Raw genomic sequence first — 21,822 nt, forward strand, 5'->3', positions numbered from 1 at the left:
AGGGAACCCGATGAATAAAGGGCGCGTTACGCAAATCATGGGTCCGGTTGTAGACGTTAAGTTTGATGGCGGAAAGCTACCAGAAATCTACAACGCCCTTACGGTAAAACAAAGCAACGAAAACGGAAGTATTAACTTAACATTTGAAGTTGCACTTCATTTAGGTGATGATACAGTTCGTACAGTTGCAATGTCTTCCACAGATGGACTTGTTCGTGGCACAGAAGTAGAAGATACTGGTAAACCAATCTCTGTACCAGTTGGTGATGTAACACTTGGTCGCGTATTTAACGTATTAGGTGATGCAATTGACTTAGATGGTGAGGTTCCTGCAGATGTACATCGTGATCCAATTCACCGTCAAGCACCTGCATTCGAAGAATTATCTACTAAAGTAGAAATTCTTGAAACTGGTATTAAAGTAGTAGACTTACTTGCTCCTTACATTAAGGGTGGTAAGATCGGCCTATTCGGTGGTGCCGGCGTAGGTAAAACAGTATTAATTCAGGAATTAATTAACAACATCGCACAAGAGCACGGTGGTATCTCTGTATTCGCTGGTGTAGGTGAGCGTACTCGTGAGGGTAATGACTTATACCACGAAATGAGCGATTCTGGCGTAATCAAGAAAACTGCGATGGTATTCGGACAAATGAACGAGCCACCTGGAGCACGTCAACGTGTTGCATTAACAGGTTTAACAATGGCTGAGCATTTCCGTGATGAGCAAGGACAAGACGTACTTCTGTTCATCGATAACATCTTCCGTTTCACGCAAGCGGGTTCTGAAGTATCTGCCCTTCTTGGTCGTATGCCATCTGCGGTAGGTTACCAACCAACACTTGCAACAGAAATGGGTCAATTACAAGAGCGTATTACATCTACAAATAAAGGGTCTATCACGTCTATCCAAGCGGTATATGTACCAGCCGATGACTATACTGACCCAGCACCAGCTACAACGTTCGCTCACTTAGATGCAACAACAAACTTAGAGCGTCGTTTAACGCAAATGGGTATTTACCCAGCCGTAGATCCATTAGCATCTACATCTCGTGCACTTTCTCCAGAAATCGTAGGAGAAGAACATTATGAAGTAGCTCGTCAAGTACAGCAAACTTTACAACGTTATAAAGAGCTTCAAGATATCATCGCTATCTTAGGTATGGATGAGTTATCTGAAGAAGATAAGTTAGTTGTACATCGTGCTCGTCGTATTCAATTCTTCTTATCTCAAAACTTCCACGTAGCTGAGCAGTTTACAGGTCAAAAAGGTTCTTACGTACCTGTAAAGAATACAGTTAGTGGTTTCAAAGAAATTCTAGAAGGAAAATATGATGACCTTCCAGAAGATGCATTCCGCTTAGTAGGTGGCATTGAAGAAGTTATTGAAAACGCGAAGAAAATGATGGCGTAAGGCCTTAGGAGGGACGAAGTATGAAGACATTTCCAGTCAGTATTGTAACTCCTGATGGACCGGTTTACGAAAAAGAAGTAGAAATGGTAAGTGTAAAAGCAGAGAGTGGGGAAATGGGGATCTTACCAGGTCACATTCCAACTGTTGCACCATTAAAAATTAGTGCAGTTCGTCTTAAAAATGGTGGACATACTGATTATGTAGCAGTAAGCGGTGGCTTTATCGAAGTTCGTCCAGATAAAGTGACTGTATTATCATCATCTGCTGAAGAAGCAAACCATATCGATATCCATCGCGCAAATGAAGCGAAGCGTCGCGCTGAGCAACGTCTGCAAGATAAACAAGCACATGTTGACTTTAAACGTGCAGAAATGGCATTACAACGTGCCGTGAACCGTTTAAACGTTTCCGATATGAAGTGAAAAAATCCGTAAGGGCTTTGCCTTTACGGATTTTTTTTGTGTATTTTATGGATAATTTTACAAAACTGGTATAATTATATTGATGCTTGTATAAGTAGAAGTGTACAACAATTTATATTTCATAAAGGGGATGAATCAATGATTGGTGAAATGAAGCGAGAAGCATTGTACTCTTTAAAGGGAAAATGGGGACTAGGTGTTGGATCAACAATTTTATATTTTATTTTAAGTTATGTCGTTTCGATGGCTGCAATGCTTATACTATTAATTCCAGGAATTATTATATTTCTCTCAGTTGCAAGCTTAACTGGATCATTTGAAGAGGAAACGATGTCAATTGGAGCAGGTATTACCTTCGGAATTTTTTATTGCATTATAATAATTTTGAGTAACGCATCGTATGGGATCACGTCATATGGTTATACAAATGTATTTTTACAGATTAGTAAACGAGAAGATGCTAAAGTAGATTACTTATTTGAAGGATTTCGTGGCTTTAAAAGAATGATGAAAACAATGTGGGCAATGCTTGCGATTTTGTTATATACAGGTACATGGATTCCGATGCTGTTAATAGGCTTATTTGCATTGTTAGGTGAAGAAGGGAATACGTCATTTGCAATAGCTTTCTTCGTACTATTAGTAATTTCAATTGTTGGTATGATTGTGATGTATTTTTCTTATGCACTGACGTACTATGTGATGATTGAAAATCCAGAATATAGTGTTTCGCAGGCGATGAAGGAAAGTAAGAATCTTATGAAGGGTCATAAGTTAGATTTGTTTCTTTTATGGCTGAGCTTCATAGGATGGGCTATTTTAGCGCTTCTTACTTTTGGAATAGGATTTCTTTGGTTTAGTCCGTATATGAGTACGACGACAGCACACTTTTATCGCTATATTTCAAAAGGTGAATTTCAATAGGAACATGCTATACTAATAGAATTATTGTGTATAGGAGGCGAGGCTACGCATGATTAGTGATTTAAAAGGAGAAGCACTAGATTCATTAGAAGGGAAATGGGGATTAGCTGTTGGGGCTACACTACTCATTTCAATTCTTATCACAGCTTTTGATTTTAGTGTTGATTGGGGATTTTCTTTAATTTTCGGTTGGCAAAAAACAAACGGTTCAATTTCAATGAATATTCTTACATTTTTCGTTACTGGACCGTTAACTTTAGGTGGATATTACCTTGGTTTAAATATCCTTCGTGAAAAGCAAGCTAGTATCGGTAATGTATTCATTTGGTTTTCAGAGGGAAAGAGATTTCTAAAATCATTTTTATTATATTTATTAGTAAATCTTTATCTTTTCTTATGGACGTTATTGTTCATTATTCCAGGTATTATTAAATCATTTTCTTATGCGATGACATACTTTATTATAAACGATCATCCTGAGTATTCACTGAACCAAGCTATTACAGAAAGTCGTCGTATGATGGATGGACATAAGATGGAGTATTTCATTTTATGTTTAAGTTTTATTGGCTGGTTTATATTAAGTTGTATTACGTTAGGAATTGGATTCTTATGGTTAATTCCATATTTCTATACGACATCTGCAGCTTTTTACGAAGAGATTGCAGAAGAATATTATGAGAAAAATATTTAGCACTAAAAAACCCCCGGTATGAATTATTTGTTCATACTGGGGGTTTTTTGTAGAAACTTTATAAACTGATTACTAGTAAGTGGTTTACTGAAATAGTAACCTTGCATATATTTACAGTTATGTTTTTGCAGAAACTTAAGTTGTTTTTCGGTTTCAATTCCTTCGGCGACGACTGAAAGATTTAAAGTATTCGCGAGGGAAAGAATTGTAGAAACGATGGCTCGTTCTTCAGGACGATGATCAGCTAATTGTGTAAATTCTCTCGGTACTTTTAATGTGTCGATTGGAAAAATTGATAAATAAGCAAGAGAAGAGTACCCAGTACCGAAGTCATCAATGGAAGTTTGGATACCGTATTCTTTTAATTGCTTCAGTCTCAATAACGTTTCTTTCTCGTCAATCATTGCAATTCTTTCTGTTAACTCAAGTGTTACATATTTTGGATCGACTTGCACGTCGTTTAATATTTGTGAAATGTTTTCGATTAATTGATCTTGCCGGAATTCTTTTGCGGATAAATTAACACTTATTTTTAAATTTTGGTAGCCAAAGGTATGCCATATTTTTAATTGGAGACAAGCTTCTTGTAATACCCAATGTCCAAGTGGGACTACTTGTGGCGTCTCTTCTACAATTGGAATAAACTCACATGGTGAAATGTCACCTAATAGTGGGTGTTTCCAACGTATTAAAGCTTCAGCACCGATAATTTTATTTGTTGTCGTATCAATTTGTGGTTGATAAACGAGATAAAATTCTTTGTTTACTAAAGCGATTGGCAAATCTTTTTCAATTCGAGCTTTTCGTTCCATTTTTTTATATAGTTCTTTCGTGTAAAGAGAGCTACCGTTTTTTCCTTTATTCTTTGCTTCGTACATGGCCATATCAGCATGCTGCAAAATGGATAGCGCATCTTCACCTGCTTCAGGATATATTGCAATTCCGATGCTCGGTGAGATTTGTAAATGTTGATTTTCGATTTCAAATGGCTCATTCATGGCCGCTACAATCCTATCAGCTATTTTTTGGACATCTGGCTTTTTTTTGTAATTCTCGATAAGGATTGTGAACTCATCCCCAGCTAGCCGCGCGAGTTTCATATTTGATGTTGCTATTCTTTCGAGCCTTTTTGCTACTGCGATGAGCAATAGGTCTCCTACTCGATGACCGAGGGTATCATTAATAACTTTAAAACGGTCTAGGTCGAGAAACATAACAGCAAAAGGCTTTTTCGATATTTTTGCTCGCGCAATTGCCTGTTCTAAATGTTGATGAAATGCACGTCGATTTGCAAGCTCTGTTAAAGTATCATGGTATGCTAGGAAATTAATTTGTTCTTGTTGTTGTTTGCTTTCCGTAATATCTTTAATCATTAAATAAACCCCAGAAATTTTCTCCTTTAAAAAGATCGGTACGGCGGTAACGTGCAAGTAGTAAATATCTCTGTTTTTATGGTACGCCCGTATTTCTAAAGAGATAGAATGCCCCTTTTTCACGCGATGAAAGGCGTTAATCATTTCTTCTAAATCTTCTTCGTATATGAGTGAATAGTAAGGCTGGTTTAATAATTCATTCGTTTGATAACCGAGTAAAGTAGTACCAGCGTTATTTACTTTGAGAAAATTACCGTACAAATCTAATGTGAAGATTGGATCTGGATGATGCTCGTATAAAGATTTAAACATTTGTTGATTATGATAGAGTTCATTTTTCTGTTCTACTAAATCTTCTGTACGTAGTTTAATTTGTTTCTCGAGTTCTGAGTTGAATTGCATTTGAGCAATCAATAATATTTTATTTTGTTTTCGAACTAAACTATGACGTATGAGGACGAAGGAGAAAGTTATTATAAGTCCGATTACTATAATAGGCGCAAAAACGTATTCAACTAATATGAAAACAATAAGCATTACTACCGAAATATACGGTAATGATAATCGGATTGATTCACCAATTTTAGGTGTTAGTAGTACTTGTTCTTGTTTTTCAGGCTTTTTTGTATGGAGAATACAGGCGATTGCTACTAGTACTAAGGTTACTTGATAGAAAGGAGTAACTGTAAACATAGAATACTCTGGTATGAAGTATTTTATATACGCATAAATCGCATCTGTAGTAGCATATAAAATTAAAGCACTGCCAAGAAGTGCACCGACCTTTTTAGGTAATAAGGATAGTGGTTTGAATAAAAGGTTGATTCCTATTAAGAGAAAGAGTAAATCAGCCATTGGATAGGTAAGTTGAACAAATATGTCGATATAGGATGTTGTAAAGATATGAATAGTTCGTTCAATAAGTAAGTAGTAACTTAAAGTAAATTGGGCTGTAACGATAATACAAATATCACATAGCATAAAAAGTTTTTCTAATAAATCTCGGTTATAAATGATTTCGTATAGAAAGGCAAACGTAAAGCTAACTAAAAAAAGTAAGTAAAAAAAGTCAGATGGATCAACGAACGTATAGAAGTCCTTTACAATTAAACGCTGATAGGCAACGACTATATCACCGATAAAATAAGAGAGAGCTCCAACAGATAATATGATCCAAAATAAACGAGATAGCCCTTCTTTCATGTTTGAAAAATAAAGTATATAACTACAAGCGATAATATCAATTAATAGGGTACTCGTTCCGATTAATAGCTGAAAAGAAAATGAGTATTCATATAGAAAAGGCATCGCTACATAGTGAAGCGTTATAGACAGCAATACAATGCTTATAAGAATACTTACATGTGTTTGTTTTTTCATTTATATCACCTACGGTTTCTTGAAAAGCATATATAAGTTTTATATTTATTTTGCACAATTATAGTAAGTTGTAAAGGTAGATTTTAATAATTCTTGTTTCTGCCTCCCAACATATCGACATAGGAATTTGAAGTTTGCTATAATGATTAGAATAGTTGCATTATTTAGAAAAATTTAAAAATAATAATTACTGCAACTAGGACATATTGTTTACTATGTGAACTTGTTCTTAATTTAGGGGGGAGGGTTTCACAATGGCAAGTGTATATGAAAATAGTTATATGATCGTTTTGATTTTCTTGCTATTAGGTATATTGCTGCCGGTAGTGGCTCTTACATTAGGAAGGATGCTGCGCCCAAATAAACCAAGTGCAGCAAAGGCGACGACGTATGAGAGTGGAATTGAGCCTTTTCATGATGCAAATATTCGGTTTCATGCTCGTTATTATATTTTCGCTTTATTGTTTGTGATCTTTGATGTAGAAACTTTATTTTTATATCCTTGGGCTGTTGCGTATGACAAGCTAGGTTTATTTGCATTAATTGAAATGCTCATCTTTGTTGTAATGTTGCTAGTTGGATTAGCGTATGCTTGGAAAAAGAAGGTGTTACAATGGTTATAAATTTTGAGGAATTACATCCAAATGAGCGAGCAGAATTAGAACGAAATATCTTTTTTTCTACATTGGAACAGTTGAAAGGATGGGCGAGGAGCAATTCTTTATGGCCGATGACATTCGGACTGGCGTGCTGTGCAATTGAAATGATGGGAGTAGGCTCATCACATTATGATTTAGATCGATTTGGGTCATTTTTTCGGACTTCACCAAGGCAATCGGACGTCATGATTGTATCGGGAACGGTAACGAAGAAGATGGCTCCTATTGTTCGGCGCTTATATGATCAAATGCCCGAACCGAAATGGGTTATTGCGATGGGATCTTGTGCAACAGCAGGTGGTCCGTATGTAAATTCATATGCTGTTGTGAAAGGTGTAGACCAAATTGTACCAGTTGATGTGTATATTCCTGGTTGTCCCCCAAATCCAGCTGCTTTAATTTATGGAATTAATAAATTAAAAGAAAAAATTCGTTACGAAGCAAAGACCGGGAAGCAGGTGACGAATAAATGAGCAATCCAAATAAAGATTTAGAGGAGCTGAAAAAAGAAGCAGCTAGGCGTGCAAAAGAAGAAGCGAGAAAACGCCTTGTAGCGAAACACGAGGCGGAAATAAGTGAGCTTGAGGAAGAAGATCAAGAAAAAGAGAAAGCGCTACCAAAAAAAGATGATATTACTATAGAAGAAGCAAAACGACGTGCAGCAGCGGCTGCAAAAGCAAAAGCGGCAGCGTTAGCGAAGCAGAAAAGAGAAGGAACCGAAGAAGTGACGGAAGAAGAAAAAGCGAAAGCCAAGGCGAAGGCAGCAGCGGCTGCAAAAGCAAAAGCGGCGGCGTTAGCGAAGCAGAAAAGAGAAGGGACAGAAGAAGTAACGGAAGAAGAAAAAGCGAAAGCCAAGGCGAAGGCAGCAGCAGCTGCAAAAGCAAAAGCGGCGGCGTTAGCGAAGCAGAAAAGAGAAGGAACCGAAGAAGTAACGGAAGAAGAAAGAGCGAAAGCCAAGGCGAAGGCAGCAGCAGCTGCAAAAGCAAAAGCGGCGGCGTTAGCGAAGCAGAAAAGAGAAGGAACCGAAGAAGTAACGGAAGAAGAAAAAGCGAAAGCCAAGGCGAAGGCGGTGGCAGCTGCCAAGGCAAAAGCGGCAGCATTGGCGAAGCAGAAAGCCTCGCAAGGTGATGGGGATTCGGGAGATGAAAAGGCAAAGGCAATTGCAGCGGCAAAAGCGAAAGCAGCAGCGGCTGCAAGAGCGAAGACAAAGGGGGCTGAAGGTAAGAAAGAGGATGAGCCGAAGCAGGAAGAACTGTCCGTAAATCAGCCGTATTTAAATCAGTATGTTGAGGCTATTAGGGAGAAGTTAGGAGAGGGTGCATTAGTAGATTCCTACATTAATAAACTGTCAAAGGATGTGCCAACTCTTGTGGTGGATCCCGAAAAATATTATGAAGTGATGGAGTCACTGCGATTCCATGAGGGACTTGCTTTTGATTATATGTCAGAGCTACATGCGACGGATTTTGTGACACATATGGAAGTGTATGTTCATTTGTTTTCATATAGTAAGAAACAATCGGTAGCGGTGAAGGTAAAGCTAGACCGGGAAACGCCGCAAGTCGAATCTGTGACAGCGCTTTGGAAAGGGGCTGACTGGCCGGAGCGAGAAGCATACGATTTGCTCGGCATTATATTTAAAGGGCATCCGAATTTAACACGTATTTTAATGCCAGAGGATTGGGTAGGATATCCGCTTAGAAAAGACTATGAACCGTATGATGTGGAGGTGTAGCTATGATCCGCACGGAAGAGATGCTTTTGAATGTAGGACCTCAGCATCCGAGTACACATGGTGTGTTCAGGCTCGTAATTAAGATTGACGGGGAAATTATTAAAGAAGCTACACCTGTTATTGGGTATTTACATCGCGGGACGGAAAAGATCGCTGAGAGCTTACAGTATACGCAAATTATCCCTTATACAGATCGAATGGACTATTTATCAGCTATGACGAATAATTACGTCATTTGCCATGCTGTAGAGACGATGATGGGGCTTGAAATTCCAGAGCGTGCCGAATACTTGCGAGTACTTGCGATGGAGCTAGGAAGAATTGCGAGCCATCTCGTTTGGTGGGGGACGAATCTTCTTGATATAGGAGCGGTTAGCCCGTTTTTGTACGCGTTTCGTGAACGAGAGATGATTATAAATTTATTAAATGAATTATGCGGGGCACGGCTTACTTTTAACTATATGAGAGTTGGTGGTGTGAAGTGGGATGCGCCAGATGGTTGGATTGAAAAGGTGGAAGAGTTTGTTCCGTATATGAGGGAGCAACTGGCAGGTTATCATGATCTTGTTAGCGGTAATGAGATTTTCTTAAATCGTGTGAAAGGCGTTGGTATATATAGCGCGGAAGAAGCGATTTCGTATTCTTTAAGCGGAGCAAATTTGCGGTGCACTGGAGTAAACTGGGATCTTCGCAAAGATGAGCCGTATTCGATTTATGATCGTTTTGATTTTGATATTCCTGTTGGAAGCGTGGGAGATGCTTGGGATCGCTACGTTTGCCGAATGCAAGAAATCGAGGAGTCTTTAAAGATTGTTGAGCAAGCGGTTCAGCAGTTCCCGAAAGATGGAGCTGTGCTGGCAAAAGTACCGAAAATTATTAAGGCACCTAAGGGAGAAGCATTTGTACGTATCGAATCGCCGCGCGGAGAGATTGGTTGCTATATTGCTAGTGACGGAAAGAAAGAGCCGTACCGCTTGAAGTTTCGTAGGCCGTCTTTTTACAATTTGCAAATTTTACCGAAGTTATTGAAAGGTGAAAACATCGCCAATTTAATTACGATTTTAGGTGGAGTTGATATTGTACTTGGGGAGGTTGATGGCTGATGATTGAAACGCTCTTACAATCACCTTCAAGCTGGACGAATTTCTTCATTTTTTTCGGATTAGCGGTACTTCTACTATTTGCAGTCCTTGGCTTTGTTACATATGGAATTTTGGCAGAACGGAAAGTGATGGGGTTTATGCAAGGGCGGATTGGACCAAACCAGGTTGGAGGCCGATTCGGTTTACTGCAAACGGTAGCTGATGTTTTAAAACTATTATTGAAAGAAGATAGTATTCCGAAAGCAGCAGATAAACCGCTGTTTATATTAGCACCTGTCATTGCATTTGCACCAGCATTTATGGTGCTTGCAGTTATCCCGTTCACTGATAAATTTCAATTTGCAGATATTGGAGTCGGGTTACTTTATTATATCGCTGTTTCCGGTATTACGACGATAGGTGTTGTAACTGGGGGATGGGCATCGAATAATAAATATTCCCTTTTAGGAGGGATGCGTGCGGCGGCGCAAATGATTTCTTATGAGATTCCGCTCGTAATGAGTGTAATTGGTATCGTTTTGCTAGCTGGTAGTCTGAATTTAAATGAGATTGTAGCGGCGCAGGAGAAGGTTTGGTACATTTTCGTACAGCCAATTGGCTTCGTCGTTTTCTTAATCGCAGCAGTTGCAGAGTTAAATAGAACGCCATTCGATTTGCCAGAAGCGGAGTCAGAACTTGTTTCTGGATATCATACGGAATACTCAGGGTTTCGCTGGGCGTTTTTCATGCTTTCAGAGTACGTATATTTCTTCGGGATGGCATCGTTAATTACAGTGCTCTTTTTAGGCGGATGGAATCCAGTCATGTTTCTTGGATTTATCCCAGGTGCCGTATGGTTTGCTTTGAAATTTAGCAGTGTAGTCTTTCTATTAATTTGGTTCCGCGTTACGTTCCCGCGTATAAGAGGTGACCAGTTAATGGAGTTTGGTTGGAAAGTATTATTGCCGATTGCACTTACAAATATTTTCTTAACGGCATTGATTAAGGAGTTATTCTTCTAATCTATGAGGGGGGTGCCAGTAAGAGATGAAAGGACTATTTAAAGGATTAAAATATACATTAAGTAATTTGAGCAAGAAGAAGGTAACGTATGATTATCCAAATCAACCGTTGCCGTTGCCAGACCGTTTTCGAGGAATTCAAAAATTTTATCCGGAAAAATGTATTGTTTGTAATCAGTGCTCTAACATTTGTCCGACAGACTGTATTCAGTTAACAGGAAAGAAACATCCGGATCCTACGAAAAAAGGAAAAATTATCGACACGTATGATATTAATTTTGAAATTTGTATTCTTTGTGATTTATGTACAGAAGTTTGTCCGACAGAGGCAATTGTCATGACAAATAACTTTGAACTCGCGGAATATTCACGTGATGACTTATTTAAAAATTTGCAGTGGCTTGACGAAAACGACGAAAACGTCAGGAAGGAGAATAAGGCATGAATGGCGAGTTTGTAGCATTCTTTATACTATCCTTGTCTGCAATTATCGGCGGTGTTCTTATGTTGAACTTAACGAAAGTTATGCACATGATGCTAGCTCTCGTTCTGACATTTCTCAGCATTGCAGGTTTGTATTTTCTTTTATCAGCTGAATTTATAGGCGTTGCACAAATTTTACTTTACTCTGGTGCAATCACAATTATTATGATTTTCGGCATTATGTTAACGAAACATAACGCGGAAAATGAATCGCGTCTTACTCTTCGAAAATGGATTATCTTCTTTGCAGTTGTAGCATTTGGAGCGGTTATGTATTTCGCTGTTAATAATATTGATTTTGCAAATGAAAGCACACAAGGAAGTTTACCTCTCCATGAAAACAACACACTTCAAATCGGTACGCTTCTCTATTCAAAATATATTATCCCATTTGAACTAACTTCAGTTATTTTACTTGTAGCACTCGTTGGCGCGATTGTACTTGCGAAAAAGGATGAGAAAGAGGAGGATTCCAATGAGTAGCGTTCCAGCTTCTGCATATTTAACACTTGCGATTATTTTGTTTTGCATCGGTCTATTTGGAGCTTTAACAAAGCGGAATACAGTAATCGTATTAGTTTGTATCGAATTAATGCTGAATGCTGCCAATTTAAACTTAGTGGCGTTTAGCAAATTAGGCTTATTTCCGAATTTAACAGGTCAAATTTTCTCACTGTTTACGATGGCTGTAGCGGCAGCGGAAGCGGCGGTAGGACTCGCTATTTTAATTGCTTTATATCGTAATCGTACAACAGTTCAGGTGGATGAAATGGATACGCTTAAAGGATAGCATTGTGACCGAAAAAGGGGGAAGGAAACAATGATCGATTATGCATGGCTCATACCGCTTTTCCCACTCGTTTCGTTTTTGTTACTTATTATATTCGGGAAGAAAATTAGAGAAGGAAGCAGCGTACTTAGTATTTTTTTCGTCTTTCTCTCCTTTATACTTGCGGTACTTGTGTTAATAGAAAGGTTTTCAGAAGCAAGCGTGAAGCATAAGTGGGTGTGGCTTAGAGCTGGAGATGTGGATATATCATTCGGCTTTGAAGTGACTGCATTAGGAGCTTTAATGTTATTTATCGTAACGCTTGTGAGTCTACTTGTACATGTGTATTCGAAAGGTTATATGAAAGGTGATGAACGATTACCAACCTTTTACGCATATTTAGGACTCTTTACATTTGCGATGTTAGGGCTTGTTATATCAACGAATTTATTACAGTTTTATATATTTTGGGAATTAGTTGGCCTTGGTTCATTTTTACTTATCGGTTTTTATTTCTTTAAAGAAGAAGCGAAGGCTGCTGCAAAAAAGGCTTTTATTATGACCCGTATTGGGGATGTTGGTTTATTTATCGGGATGATCTTAATTTTTTGGTACGCAGGTAGTTTTGAATATGACGCAATATTTAGGGCGATTTATACAGGGGATCTACCTCCTTACATGATTACAATAACAGCGATATTAATTTTTATCGGGGCGATGGGAAAATCAGGTCAGTTCCCGCTTCATACGTGGTTGCCAGATGCAATGGAGGGGCCAACGCCCGTTTCGGCACTTATTCACGCGGCGACGATGGTCGCGGCTGGCGTATATTTAGTAGCGACGATGTTCCCTCTATTTTCAGCAAGTACAGTGGCGATGCAGACAGTGGCAATCGTTGGAGCTTTCACTGCAATCTTTGCGGCCTCTATCGGTCTTGTGCAAACAGATATAAAGAGGGTGCTTGCTTATTCTACAGTTAGCCAGCTCGGGTATATGATGCTCGCGTTAGGTTCTGCCGGCTATGTAGCTGGTATATTCCATTTAACGACACACGCTTTTTTTAAAGCACTACTATTTTTGGCAGCAGGAAGTGTAATTCATGCTGTGCATACGCAAAACATTAATAAAATGGGCGGTTTACAGAAGAAGATGAAAGTAACTGGTACGCTATTTTTAATAGGTACCCTTGCCATTAGCGGTGTTCCGCTGCTTTCCGGTTTTTTCAGCAAAGATGAAATTTTAGCGGCGACGTGGATGAATGGCAATTACGTTTTATTTACTTTAGCAGTAATTGCGGCGTTTTTAACAGCGTTTTATATGTTCCGCCTATACTTTCTTGTCTTTACTGGAGAAACGAAGACGAAGGAAGAAGTGCATGAATCGCCTCGCGTTATGACGTATCCAATGATTGTTCTCGGCGTTCTTGCGGTAGTGGCAGGATATATAAATACACCGTGGTTTGGGACGTTTCTCGGAGATTGGTTGACGAAAGATGTAGGGTTTAAGGTTGAAGAAGCGCATGGACCAGTTTGGATTATGATTGTTGCGACACTCGTTTCATTTGCGGGAATCGCTCTTGCATATTTCATATATGGCAAGAAATCAATTTCTAGAAATTGGGCTGGGGGTACGGAAACATCTCTTTATAATCTTTTGAAAGAAAAATATTATGTGGATGAACTATACAACATGACGGTGATCCCTATTACGAAAGGAATCGCTCATGTGCTTCGCTTATTTGAAGTGTATGTAGTCGAAGGAATTGCAGTTTTAATTGGAAGTGTAGTTAAAGGCACAAGTAATCTTGGATCGAAACTTCAAAACGGGAATGTACAAGTGTACGGTACTGTAACGGCGGTTTCGCTCGCTGTACTCGTCATTATTTTGCTCTATACGGGAGGGGATTTACGATGAATGATTTGTTGTTAACGTTCTTCATTTTTTCCCCGCTTTTAGGAATTTTATTGCTTGTATTAACACCGAAAAAGGAATTGCGTACAGTGCGAGCGCTTGGCTTATTTGGGACGGCACTTCCATTTGGAATCGCTATCGTCCTCGCTTGTACATATGCTTCTGGAAAGAATTTGTCCCTATTTGATGAGAAGGTGAAATGGATTAAGTTCGGCGATTTCACAGCGGTAGATAAAAGGTGGTTTTCTATTTATTACGAGCTCGGTATTGATGGTTTGTCGCTTGTCATGATGGTACTGACAGCTCTTCTAGCAACGCTTGCAGCAATTGCAGCCTTTTCTATTAAAAGAAATTTAAAAGCATTTTATATGCTGTTACTTATGCTAGAAATAGGAATGCTCGGCGTCTTTGCTGCTCAAAACTTAATGTTGTTTTTTATCTTCTTTGAAATTACGTTGCCACCAATGTTCTTATTAATTGGAAAGTGGGGAAAATTGTCGAGTGAAAAGGCTGCGTATAGTTATTTAATATATAACGGTATTGGCTCAGCTATTTTGCTCATTGTTTTCTCAATTTTGTTCGCGAAAACAGGTACAACAAATATTGTGGAGCTGAAAGAGATATTAAGAAGCGTAAGTGCAGAGGGAGCACTCGTCATCCCAAGTAGTTTGCAGCTTAGTGTATTTATTGCCATAATGATTGCCTTTGCAATTAAACTACCTGTTTTTCCGTTGCACCGCTGGATGGTCAATGTACACATAGAAGCGCATCCAGCTGTAGTTATGCTTCATGCGGGTGTTTTGCTAAAGATTGGAGCGTACGGTATTATTCGCTTCGGGAAAGGGCTATTCCCGGAATATTTTCACGATGTTGCAACGCTAATTGCGATATTAGGCGTAATTAATCTACTATACGGTGCCTTTTTAGCGCTCATCCAAACGGACTTTAGGAAAGTACTGGCTTACTCTAGTATTTCGCATATGGGAATTGTGTTAATGGGACTTGCGTCACTTAATGCACTTGGTACACAAGGAGCGCTATTCCAAGTTGTATCACATGGTTTAATTGCAGCCTTGCTCTTCTTCCTACTGGGTGTTATAGAACAACGATTTGGAACTTCGGATATTACGGTGCTAGGCGGACTTGCGAAAAGTGTACCGATACTTAGCGGATTCTTTTTAGCAGGAGGAATGGCATCGCTTGGATTACCAGGGATGTCTGGGTTTGTTAGTGAATTTCTTGCCTTTCTCGGTTTATTTCAAGGAGAGCCCGTCATTGCTGCAGTCGGTGTGATTGGCATCATTTTAACCGCTGTATACGTATTAAGGGCGACACTTCAAGTGACATTTGGAAAGAAAGAGTGGGAAGAAAAATCTGATATACACGGATGGGAGTATGTCCCTGTTTTACTACTTATCTTTTGTATTATTGCAATTGGAGTTATGCCAGAGTTACTAGGGGATCCGCTTCAAAATACATTGAAAACATTGGGGGTGAAGTAGGATGGATATGAATACGTTACTTAGCTTATCGTGGCATCTAATGGTGCCAGAATTTATTATTCTCGGCGCCGCCATCCTCCTTTCCATATGTGATTTGTTTTTTAAGCTGAATCATAGATATGTAGCTCTTGGTGCGATTGCTGCTATCGTATTAGCAATCGTGTCATTAATTACGCTATATAGCGAACCAGCTGGAGATATTTTAAACGGATCGTTTGTGTTAGATGGATTTTCAAAAGGGTTTAAAACATTGCTATTAGGTGCCTCAGCTCTCATTTTATGTACCGCAATGAGCGATGATAAGAAGAATCCAATTGAAGATAAGGGTGAATATTATTACTTATTTTTAATGGCACTTCTTGGTGCGATGTTCATGGCTTCTAGTGTTGATTTCATTACCCTTTTCGTTGGTTTGGAGTTACTTTCACTTTCTTCCTATATTTTAGTAGGAATACGAAAAAAGAGCCGTGCATCAAATGAAGCGGCAATGAAATACGTCATTAGCGGAGGAATTGGAACGGCGATTACGCTCTTCGGAATGAGTTATTTATACGGTATTACAGGTTCAACTAACATTGTAGATATGCAAAAGGTACTCACTGGGGAACTCGCTAGTGGTATTCAGTTATTGTTAGCTCTCGCATTTCTTTTATTGCTAGTTGGTCTCTCATTTAAAATTGCCACAGTGCCGTTTCATATGTGGGCACCTGATGTGTATGAAGGAGCGGCTACACCTGTTACTGCTTTTCTTGGAACGATTTCTAAAATTGCTGGTTTCCTACTCATTATTCGTTTGTTCCTTATGGTTTTTGCAAGTGTATTAATACAAGGAGATATGCAATCTTTATATGGGCATATGAGTATATATATTGCGGTGCTAGCAAGTATTACGATGATTGTTGGGAATGTAGTCGCGTTAAAACAATACAATATAAAGCGTTTATTTGCTTATTCGGGCATTGCTCATGCAGGGTATTTACTCGTTCCACTTGTCGCATTATCACCATTTACGATGGATAGCATGTGGTTTTATATGCTGGCATACATGCTTATGAATATAGGTGCATTTGCTATCATCCACGGCTTAATCTTACAAAATGATGAGGAAAATATAACAATTTTCACAGGTTTATATAAAAGGTCGCCATTTGCAGCGATTATGATGACAATTTTTATTTTATCGTTGGCTGGGATACCAGGAACGGCTGGCTTCATTGGAAAGATTAATATCTTTTTAGGCGCGCTTCATGTAGAGCCAGCACATTACGTACTAGCTTCGATTATGATGGGTACGACAGTTGTTTCATTCGTATATTATTTCCGTATTTTACAACAAATGTTTTTCCGCACAGGAGAGACAGAAGAGAGGATACGGTTACCGTTAAATATAAAGGTTGTTATGAGTCTTTGTGCAATTTCGATTGTAATACTAGGGATTATGCCGCTGATTGGGTACAATTTCTTTTATGAATATTTTCCATTAATGAAAGATTTCTTCTTCTTAGGGAACGTGGTACAATAGTGAAAATAAAAGGTGTGGAGTCAGTACTCTGCGCTTTTTATTTTGTGTTAACTTGTAATGTAGATATACGTTTTTGGAAAGAAAATCACGATGTAAAATGTAAGATGTCTATGTGCATTTGAAAAAGTGTAGCTCCTACTTATTATGGTATCGTTTTTATATTCTTTCATAAGTAGTAGCTGAGTAAAAAGGGGTCGATTTTTTGGCACAACTTTTAGGGCAACAAGCACTGATTGCCATTGTTTCGCATTTATTGTTTATTACCATTACGTGGTGGGCCTTACAAGGCATTCACATTGAGCGTTTAATGAAGTCCGGAAAAGTGCTGCAGACGCGAGTATTACTCATCTTAATTACAATTGCAATTGGGACATCTGTAAGTAACTTTTTCCTTGATTATTTAGGCTATTCGAAGAGTTTAACGTATTTAGTAAAGTAAGTGTATAGAACCTCAAATCTCCGTTAACAATGGGGATAGGAGGGGATGAAATTGAAGCTTAAAGCCATTCTTATTGTTGCACTTAGTGTTGTTTTATTTTTGGTTGGATATAGAGAGATGAAACCGATAAGCGATGAACAGAAAATGGAGAGCATGATCAAGGCTTTAGAGAAAAATGATGCTAAAGTAGAAAAATGGTCATGGTTAGCGAGAGAAACAAAAACAATTTCTAACATACATACGTTTCAAAAGTTGTTAAACGATGTGAAGGAAAAAGCAAATATTCAAAAGTGGGAAGTAGAGCAATCTCCAGATGGATATAAAGCTACATCCTATAAAAAGCTTTCTTCTTATGAAGAACGAGTAGTAGTAACTTGGAGTAAAGAAAATACTAAAGAAAACACTTTCATTATCTTTGAAGTAAGTGGGGCGAAATGGGACCCGAAGTATGTTCAAAACATGAATAAAATTTTTAGTGAAAAACCTATAATTTACACTTGTGTTCAAGGTGTACTGAATGATAAGATTGAAGGTGTTTTGCAAAATAAAACCAATCAGGTTTTGAAAGATCTTTCAGCAAGAGCGATCGAACAAGTAGAAGAAAGAGCATTTGTGTCAGTCTCCGCATACAATAAAAAGTGGGATGACGCTCTTTCAACAAATAGAGAGAAAATAAATGTGCAAATAGCAATACGTTCTACAGACAACAAAGATACAATTGTGGTTGGCACACCGATCATAACTTCTGAGTATTGAGTGAATAGATACTGAAAAAAGGACACGGAGGGGAATAATTTGGAAAAGATCATCGTCCGTGGCGGAAAGCGGTTAAACGGCACAGTGCGTGTTGAGGGCGCAAAAAATGCTGTATTACCTATAATCGCTGCAGCCCTATTAGCGAGTGATGGAAAGAATGTACTATCTGAAGTACCAGTTTTGTCTGATGTATACACAATTAATGAGGTATTACGTCATTTAAATGCTGAAGTCGTATTTGAAAATAATCAAGTAACAATCGATTCTTCTAAAGAACTAAACATTGAAGCACCATTTGAATATGTACGTAAAATGCGTGCATCTGTTCAAGTAATGGGACCATTATTAGCACGTAACGGTCGTGCTCGTATTGCACTTCCTGGTGGATGTGCAATTGGTTCACGTCCAATTGACCAACATTTAAAAGGCTTCGAAGCAATGGGAGCAAAAGTACAGGTTGGTAACGGTTTTGTTGAGGCATATGTTGAGGGAGAACTAAAAGGAGCTAAAATCTACTTAGACTTCCCAAGCGTAGGCGCGACAGAAAACATTATGTCTGCAGCTACATTAGCAAAAGGGACAACAATTCTTGAAAACGCAGCGAAAGAACCAGAAATCGTTGACTTAGCTAACTTCTTAAATGCGATGGGAGCAAAAGTACGCGGAGCTGGAACTGGAACGATTCGTATCGAAGGCGTTGATAAATTATATGGTGCAAACCACTCTATTATTCCTGACCGTATTGAAGCGGGAACATTCATGGTTGCAGCAGCAATTACTGGTGGAGACATCTTAATTGAAAATGCTGTACCTGAACATTTACGCTCAATTACAGCGAAAATGGAAGAAATGGGTGTTAAAATTATTGAGGAAAACGAAGGTGTACGTGTTATCGGCCCAGATAAGTTAAAAGCGGTTGATATTAAAACTATGCCTCACCCAGGTTTCCCAACAGACATGCAATCACAAATGATGGCATTATTACTACAAGCTGATGGAACAAGCATGATTACAGAAACGGTATTCGAAAACCGCTTTATGCACGTTGAAGAATTCCGTCGTATGAATGCTGATATTAAAATTGAAGGTCGTTCTGTTATTATGAACGGTCCAAACAGCTTACAAGGTGCTGAAGTAGCAGCAACTGACTTACGTGCTGCAGCTGCATTAATCTTAGCTGGTTTAGTATCAGAAGGTTATACTCGTGTAACTGAGTTAAAACATCTTGACCGTGGCTATGTAAACTTCCATAAGAAATTAGCTGCATTAGGTGCAACTATTGAACGTGTAAACGAAAAAGTAGAAGAAGTGAAAGAACAAGAAGTTTCTGATCTTCACGCTTAATTGAAATAGTCTCTATGTCTTTTGACATAGGGGCTATTTTTTTGGGTTATTACTGTTATAGTCAATAAATTCTATACTTATGCACGTACCAGTAAAAATATTTAGAAAATTTCTGTTTTATACTCTTCCCCTTAAGTATGTTCTAAAAGAAAGAGTTGTTCCATAAGAATGAATGGAGTAAAGCTTTTATATTGGGGGAAATAGGATGAAATTTTCAAAGCCACTTTTTATTACAGTAGCGCTCTTAATAGCGCTCGTTATCATTGTACCTGCAGCCCTTGTTATTCCATTTGCGAAAGCAAAAGTAGGGGAAGAAACGGCCTCTAAAACTCCTCCAGCGATAGAAAGCATACCAGCTCCAGGAAAAGTAGATACAGCTGTTCAAGTTGCTGTATATCGCGAAAAACAAAAGAAGGTAGAAACATTACCAGTGGAGGAGTATGTGACAGGTGTAGTAGCTTCTGAGATGAATGCCAGTTTTGAAATAGAGGCACTAAAGGCGCAGGCATTAGCAGCAAGAACATTTGTAGTACAACGTATGCTAAGCGGAGGAAAGAAAAATAATGCGGACGTGACAGATACGGTGAAAGATCAAGTGTACAAAAGCAAAGATGAATTGAAGAAGCAATGGGGCAATAACTACGAAAATAATTTGAAGAAAATCGAAGAAGCCGTTTCGAAAACAGCAGGACAAGTTTTAACGTATGATGGAAAACCAATTTCAGCATCCTTCTTTTCAACGAGTAATGGCCGAACAGAAAATGCAGCTGACTATTGGGGAAATGATTATCCGTACTTGAAAAGTGTAGATAGTCCGTGGGATCAAGCCTCTCCAAAGTTTACGAGTGAGCAAACATTTACAGTAGCTGATTTTCAAAAACGTCTCGGTGTGAAAGTGCTAGCAGACGGGAAGGTTGGAAATATTAAAGACCTTACGGAAGGAAAGCGCGTAAAGGATGTAGCTTTTCAAGGAAAAACATTAACAGGAAAAGAAGTTCGTGAAAAGTTAGATTTACGTTCTTCTGATTTCACGTGGAAACAACAAGGAGATAAAATCATCGTTACGACGAAAGGGTTCGGTCACGGCGTTGGTATGAGTCAATACGGGGCGAACGGCATGGCAGCGGAAGGAAAGAAATATACAGATATCGTCGCTCATTACTATAAAGGCGTTGAAATAAAGACGATGAATGATTATGAAGGAAAACTGATGGTGAAGAAATAGGTGTCAGAACTCTGGCACCTATTTTTTTCTGTTTAAAATATCATAATTTTCCATTAACTGTTTGATATAATAGGATAAAAAGGCATTTGGGGGAAATGAAATGGCGTTACTAGAGTTGAAACAGTTAGGGAAGGCGAACCAGTTACCGGAAATGGAGCTAAAGGTTGAAAAAGGGCAATGTATTGTTTTGCAATGCAATAATCATACAGCTAAAGTGTTACACCGCATTATTATTGGTGAAGAAGAAGCTTCAACTGGCAACGTACTGTTTGAAGGGGAAGCAATTGGAAAGAAAAATTATTCCCGCATAGGCTTTTGTTTTTTGAAGGATGAAGCATATGATCGTTTGAAGGTGAAGGAATACTTTAAGTTTTTAATAGGGCTTTATGAATCAAAGATAAGTATAGAAGAAGTTGTGCAGTCTGTTGGTCTCCTAGATAAGCTAAACGTTAAAATAGAAAAACTATCATTTTCAGAGAAGCGTCGTCTTCATATTGGGCGAGTGATGATTCATAATCCGGATCTAATCATTTTGGAAGAACCGGAGCAAAATGTAGATATAGAGAGTACGGTTATTATTCGAAAAGCAATTATGAAAATGAAAGAACAAGGAAAGGCAATTTTTATTACGTCATCTTTTCTATCGGATGCCCTTTCGTTAACAGAGGATGTATACATATTAAACAACGATGGTGTGAAAAAAGTAGAAATTGAACAAGAGGAAGCAGAAGAAGTCGATGAAGAGAAGGTCGTTCAAATAATTCCGCAAATGAAGTTAGAAAGAATACCTGCGAAAGTGAACGATAAAATCATTTTACTTGATCCGATGGAAATCCATTTCATTGAAACACAAAACGGAGTAACACATATTCACGTTCGTGAAGGAGATTTCGTATGTGCATTAACATTAAGCGAACTAGAAGCAAGGTTAACAGGTTTTGGTTTCTTTAGATGTCATCGCTCGTACCTTGTGAATTTACAAAGAGTGCGAGAAGTGATTACTTGGACTCGTAACAGTTTTAGCTTAATTTTAGACGACGAAAGAAAAAGTTCAATCCCGCTTTCAAAAGGACGAATGGATGAATTAAAAGGTGTTATTGGACTATAAAAGTGCTCCAATAAGCTCAACATGCGATTCATTCACCGGTAAAAATACTCCTTTT

The 21,822-nt window shown here is 38.5% G+C and carries 21 protein-coding genes; 20 read left to right on the forward strand and 1 reads right to left on the reverse strand.

The window, feature by feature from the left end:
• The first annotated feature begins 10 nt into the window (after positions 1 to 10).
• From atpD to HFD78_RS17015, 4 genes are all read left to right on the forward strand, one after another.
• Positions 11 to 1,417, forward strand: coding sequence for a F0F1 ATP synthase subunit beta (gene atpD / locus HFD78_RS17000; RefSeq protein WP_001032593.1), 1,407 nt, complete (start codon positions 11 to 13; stop codon positions 1,415 to 1,417).
• Positions 1,418 to 1,437: 20 nt separating this feature from the next.
• The gene (gene atpC / locus HFD78_RS17005; RefSeq protein WP_000847211.1) at positions 1,438 to 1,839 is read left to right on the forward strand and encodes a F0F1 ATP synthase subunit epsilon; all 402 of its coding nucleotides are present in this window, start codon (positions 1,438 to 1,440) and stop codon (positions 1,837 to 1,839) included.
• A gap of 138 nt (positions 1,840 to 1,977) precedes the next feature.
• Entirely contained in the window at positions 1,978 to 2,763 is a 786-nt protein-coding gene (locus tag HFD78_RS17010) for a DUF975 family protein (RefSeq protein WP_098219250.1), read from the forward strand.
• Positions 2,764 to 2,812: 49 nt separating this feature from the next.
• Positions 2,813 to 3,457: a DUF975 family protein gene (locus tag HFD78_RS17015; protein WP_000622458.1), complete on the forward strand. Its 645-nt coding sequence runs from the start codon at positions 2,813 to 2,815 to the stop codon at positions 3,455 to 3,457.
• A 23-nt stretch (positions 3,458 to 3,480) separates the two neighbouring features.
• On the opposite strand, the gene HFD78_RS17020 is transcribed toward HFD78_RS17015, so the two are convergent.
• The gene (locus HFD78_RS17020; protein WP_191968094.1) at positions 3,481 to 6,210 is read right to left on the reverse strand and encodes an EAL domain-containing protein; all 2,730 of its coding nucleotides are present in this window, start codon (positions 6,208 to 6,210) and stop codon (positions 3,481 to 3,483) included.
• Positions 6,211 to 6,464: 254 nt separating this feature from the next.
• On the opposite strand from HFD78_RS17020, the gene nuoA reads away from it, so the two are divergent.
• The 16 genes from nuoA (at position 6,465) to HFD78_RS17100 (ending at position 21,767) form a co-directional block, all read left to right on the forward strand.
• A complete protein-coding gene (gene nuoA, locus HFD78_RS17025) occupies positions 6,465 to 6,833 on the forward strand; it encodes an NADH-quinone oxidoreductase subunit NuoA (protein WP_000179273.1) in 369 nt (122 codons plus the stop codon).
• Positions 6,824 to 7,342 (forward strand): NADH-quinone oxidoreductase subunit NuoB, encoded by a 519-nt coding sequence (nuoB, locus tag HFD78_RS17030; protein WP_000236331.1) that lies wholly within the window; start codon positions 6,824 to 6,826, stop codon positions 7,340 to 7,342. Before nuoA ends, nuoB begins: the two co-directional genes overlap by 10 nt.
• Positions 7,339 to 8,604, forward strand: a complete 1,266-nt coding sequence (locus HFD78_RS17035; protein ID WP_098782082.1) for an NADH-quinone oxidoreductase subunit C — start codon at positions 7,339 to 7,341, stop codon at positions 8,602 to 8,604. The genes nuoB and HFD78_RS17035 overlap by 4 nt, the downstream gene beginning before the upstream one ends.
• Positions 8,605 to 8,606: 2 nt before the next feature.
• Positions 8,607 to 9,707 (forward strand): NADH-quinone oxidoreductase subunit NuoD, encoded by a 1,101-nt coding sequence (gene nuoD, locus HFD78_RS17040; RefSeq protein WP_000621434.1) that lies wholly within the window; start codon positions 8,607 to 8,609, stop codon positions 9,705 to 9,707.
• Entirely contained in the window at positions 9,707 to 10,708 is a 1,002-nt protein-coding gene (nuoH, locus tag HFD78_RS17045; protein WP_098919504.1) for an NADH-quinone oxidoreductase subunit NuoH, read from the forward strand. The genes nuoD and nuoH overlap by 1 nt, the downstream gene beginning before the upstream one ends.
• A gap of 25 nt (positions 10,709 to 10,733) precedes the next feature.
• Positions 10,734 to 11,153, forward strand: a complete 420-nt coding sequence (gene nuoI / locus HFD78_RS17050) for an NADH-quinone oxidoreductase subunit NuoI (RefSeq protein ID WP_000677191.1) — start codon at positions 10,734 to 10,736, stop codon at positions 11,151 to 11,153.
• On the forward strand, positions 11,150 to 11,674 hold the full coding sequence (locus tag HFD78_RS17055; protein WP_001012811.1) for an NADH-quinone oxidoreductase subunit J: 525 nt from the start codon (positions 11,150 to 11,152) through the stop codon (positions 11,672 to 11,674). The genes nuoI and HFD78_RS17055 overlap by 4 nt, the downstream gene beginning before the upstream one ends.
• Complete coding sequence (gene nuoK / locus HFD78_RS17060; RefSeq protein WP_000100079.1) at positions 11,667 to 11,981, forward strand: NADH-quinone oxidoreductase subunit NuoK; 315 nt, start codon at positions 11,667 to 11,669, stop codon at positions 11,979 to 11,981. Before HFD78_RS17055 ends, nuoK begins: the two co-directional genes overlap by 8 nt.
• A 30-nt stretch (positions 11,982 to 12,011) precedes the next feature.
• The gene (gene nuoL, locus HFD78_RS17065) at positions 12,012 to 13,874 is read left to right on the forward strand and encodes an NADH-quinone oxidoreductase subunit L (RefSeq protein WP_097813940.1); all 1,863 of its coding nucleotides are present in this window, start codon (positions 12,012 to 12,014) and stop codon (positions 13,872 to 13,874) included.
• Positions 13,871 to 15,373 (forward strand): NADH-quinone oxidoreductase subunit M, encoded by a 1,503-nt coding sequence (locus tag HFD78_RS17070; protein WP_098431874.1) that lies wholly within the window; start codon positions 13,871 to 13,873, stop codon positions 15,371 to 15,373. The genes nuoL and HFD78_RS17070 overlap by 4 nt, the downstream gene beginning before the upstream one ends.
• A gap of 7 nt (positions 15,374 to 15,380) precedes the next feature.
• On the forward strand, positions 15,381 to 16,895 hold the full coding sequence (nuoN, locus tag HFD78_RS17075) for an NADH-quinone oxidoreductase subunit NuoN (RefSeq protein ID WP_325849592.1): 1,515 nt from the start codon (positions 15,381 to 15,383) through the stop codon (positions 16,893 to 16,895).
• 202 nt (positions 16,896 to 17,097) lie between these two features.
• Complete coding sequence (locus tag HFD78_RS17080) at positions 17,098 to 17,334, forward strand: DUF1146 family protein (protein WP_000057889.1); 237 nt, start codon at positions 17,098 to 17,100, stop codon at positions 17,332 to 17,334.
• A 51-nt stretch (positions 17,335 to 17,385) separates the two neighbouring features.
• Positions 17,386 to 18,090: a YwmB family TATA-box binding protein gene (locus HFD78_RS17085; RefSeq protein WP_000767916.1), complete on the forward strand. Its 705-nt coding sequence runs from the start codon at positions 17,386 to 17,388 to the stop codon at positions 18,088 to 18,090.
• 39 nt (positions 18,091 to 18,129) lie between these two features.
• Positions 18,130 to 19,434, forward strand: coding sequence for a UDP-N-acetylglucosamine 1-carboxyvinyltransferase (murA, locus tag HFD78_RS17090; protein ID WP_000411274.1), 1,305 nt, complete (start codon positions 18,130 to 18,132; stop codon positions 19,432 to 19,434).
• Between the two features lie 205 nt (positions 19,435 to 19,639).
• Positions 19,640 to 20,659, forward strand: a complete 1,020-nt coding sequence (spoIID, locus tag HFD78_RS17095; protein WP_000672663.1) for a stage II sporulation protein D — start codon at positions 19,640 to 19,642, stop codon at positions 20,657 to 20,659.
• 100 nt (positions 20,660 to 20,759) lie between these two features.
• Entirely contained in the window at positions 20,760 to 21,767 is a 1,008-nt protein-coding gene (locus tag HFD78_RS17100; RefSeq protein WP_097863080.1) for a LytTR family transcriptional regulator DNA-binding domain-containing protein, read from the forward strand.
• Positions 21,768 to 21,822: the final 55 nt, after the last annotated feature.

Origin of the sequence: Bacillus sp. EKM501B, assembly GCF_011800505.1 — a bacterium.
Taxonomy (GTDB): Bacteria; Bacillota; Bacilli; order Bacillales; family Bacillaceae_G; genus Bacillus_A; species Bacillus_A cereus.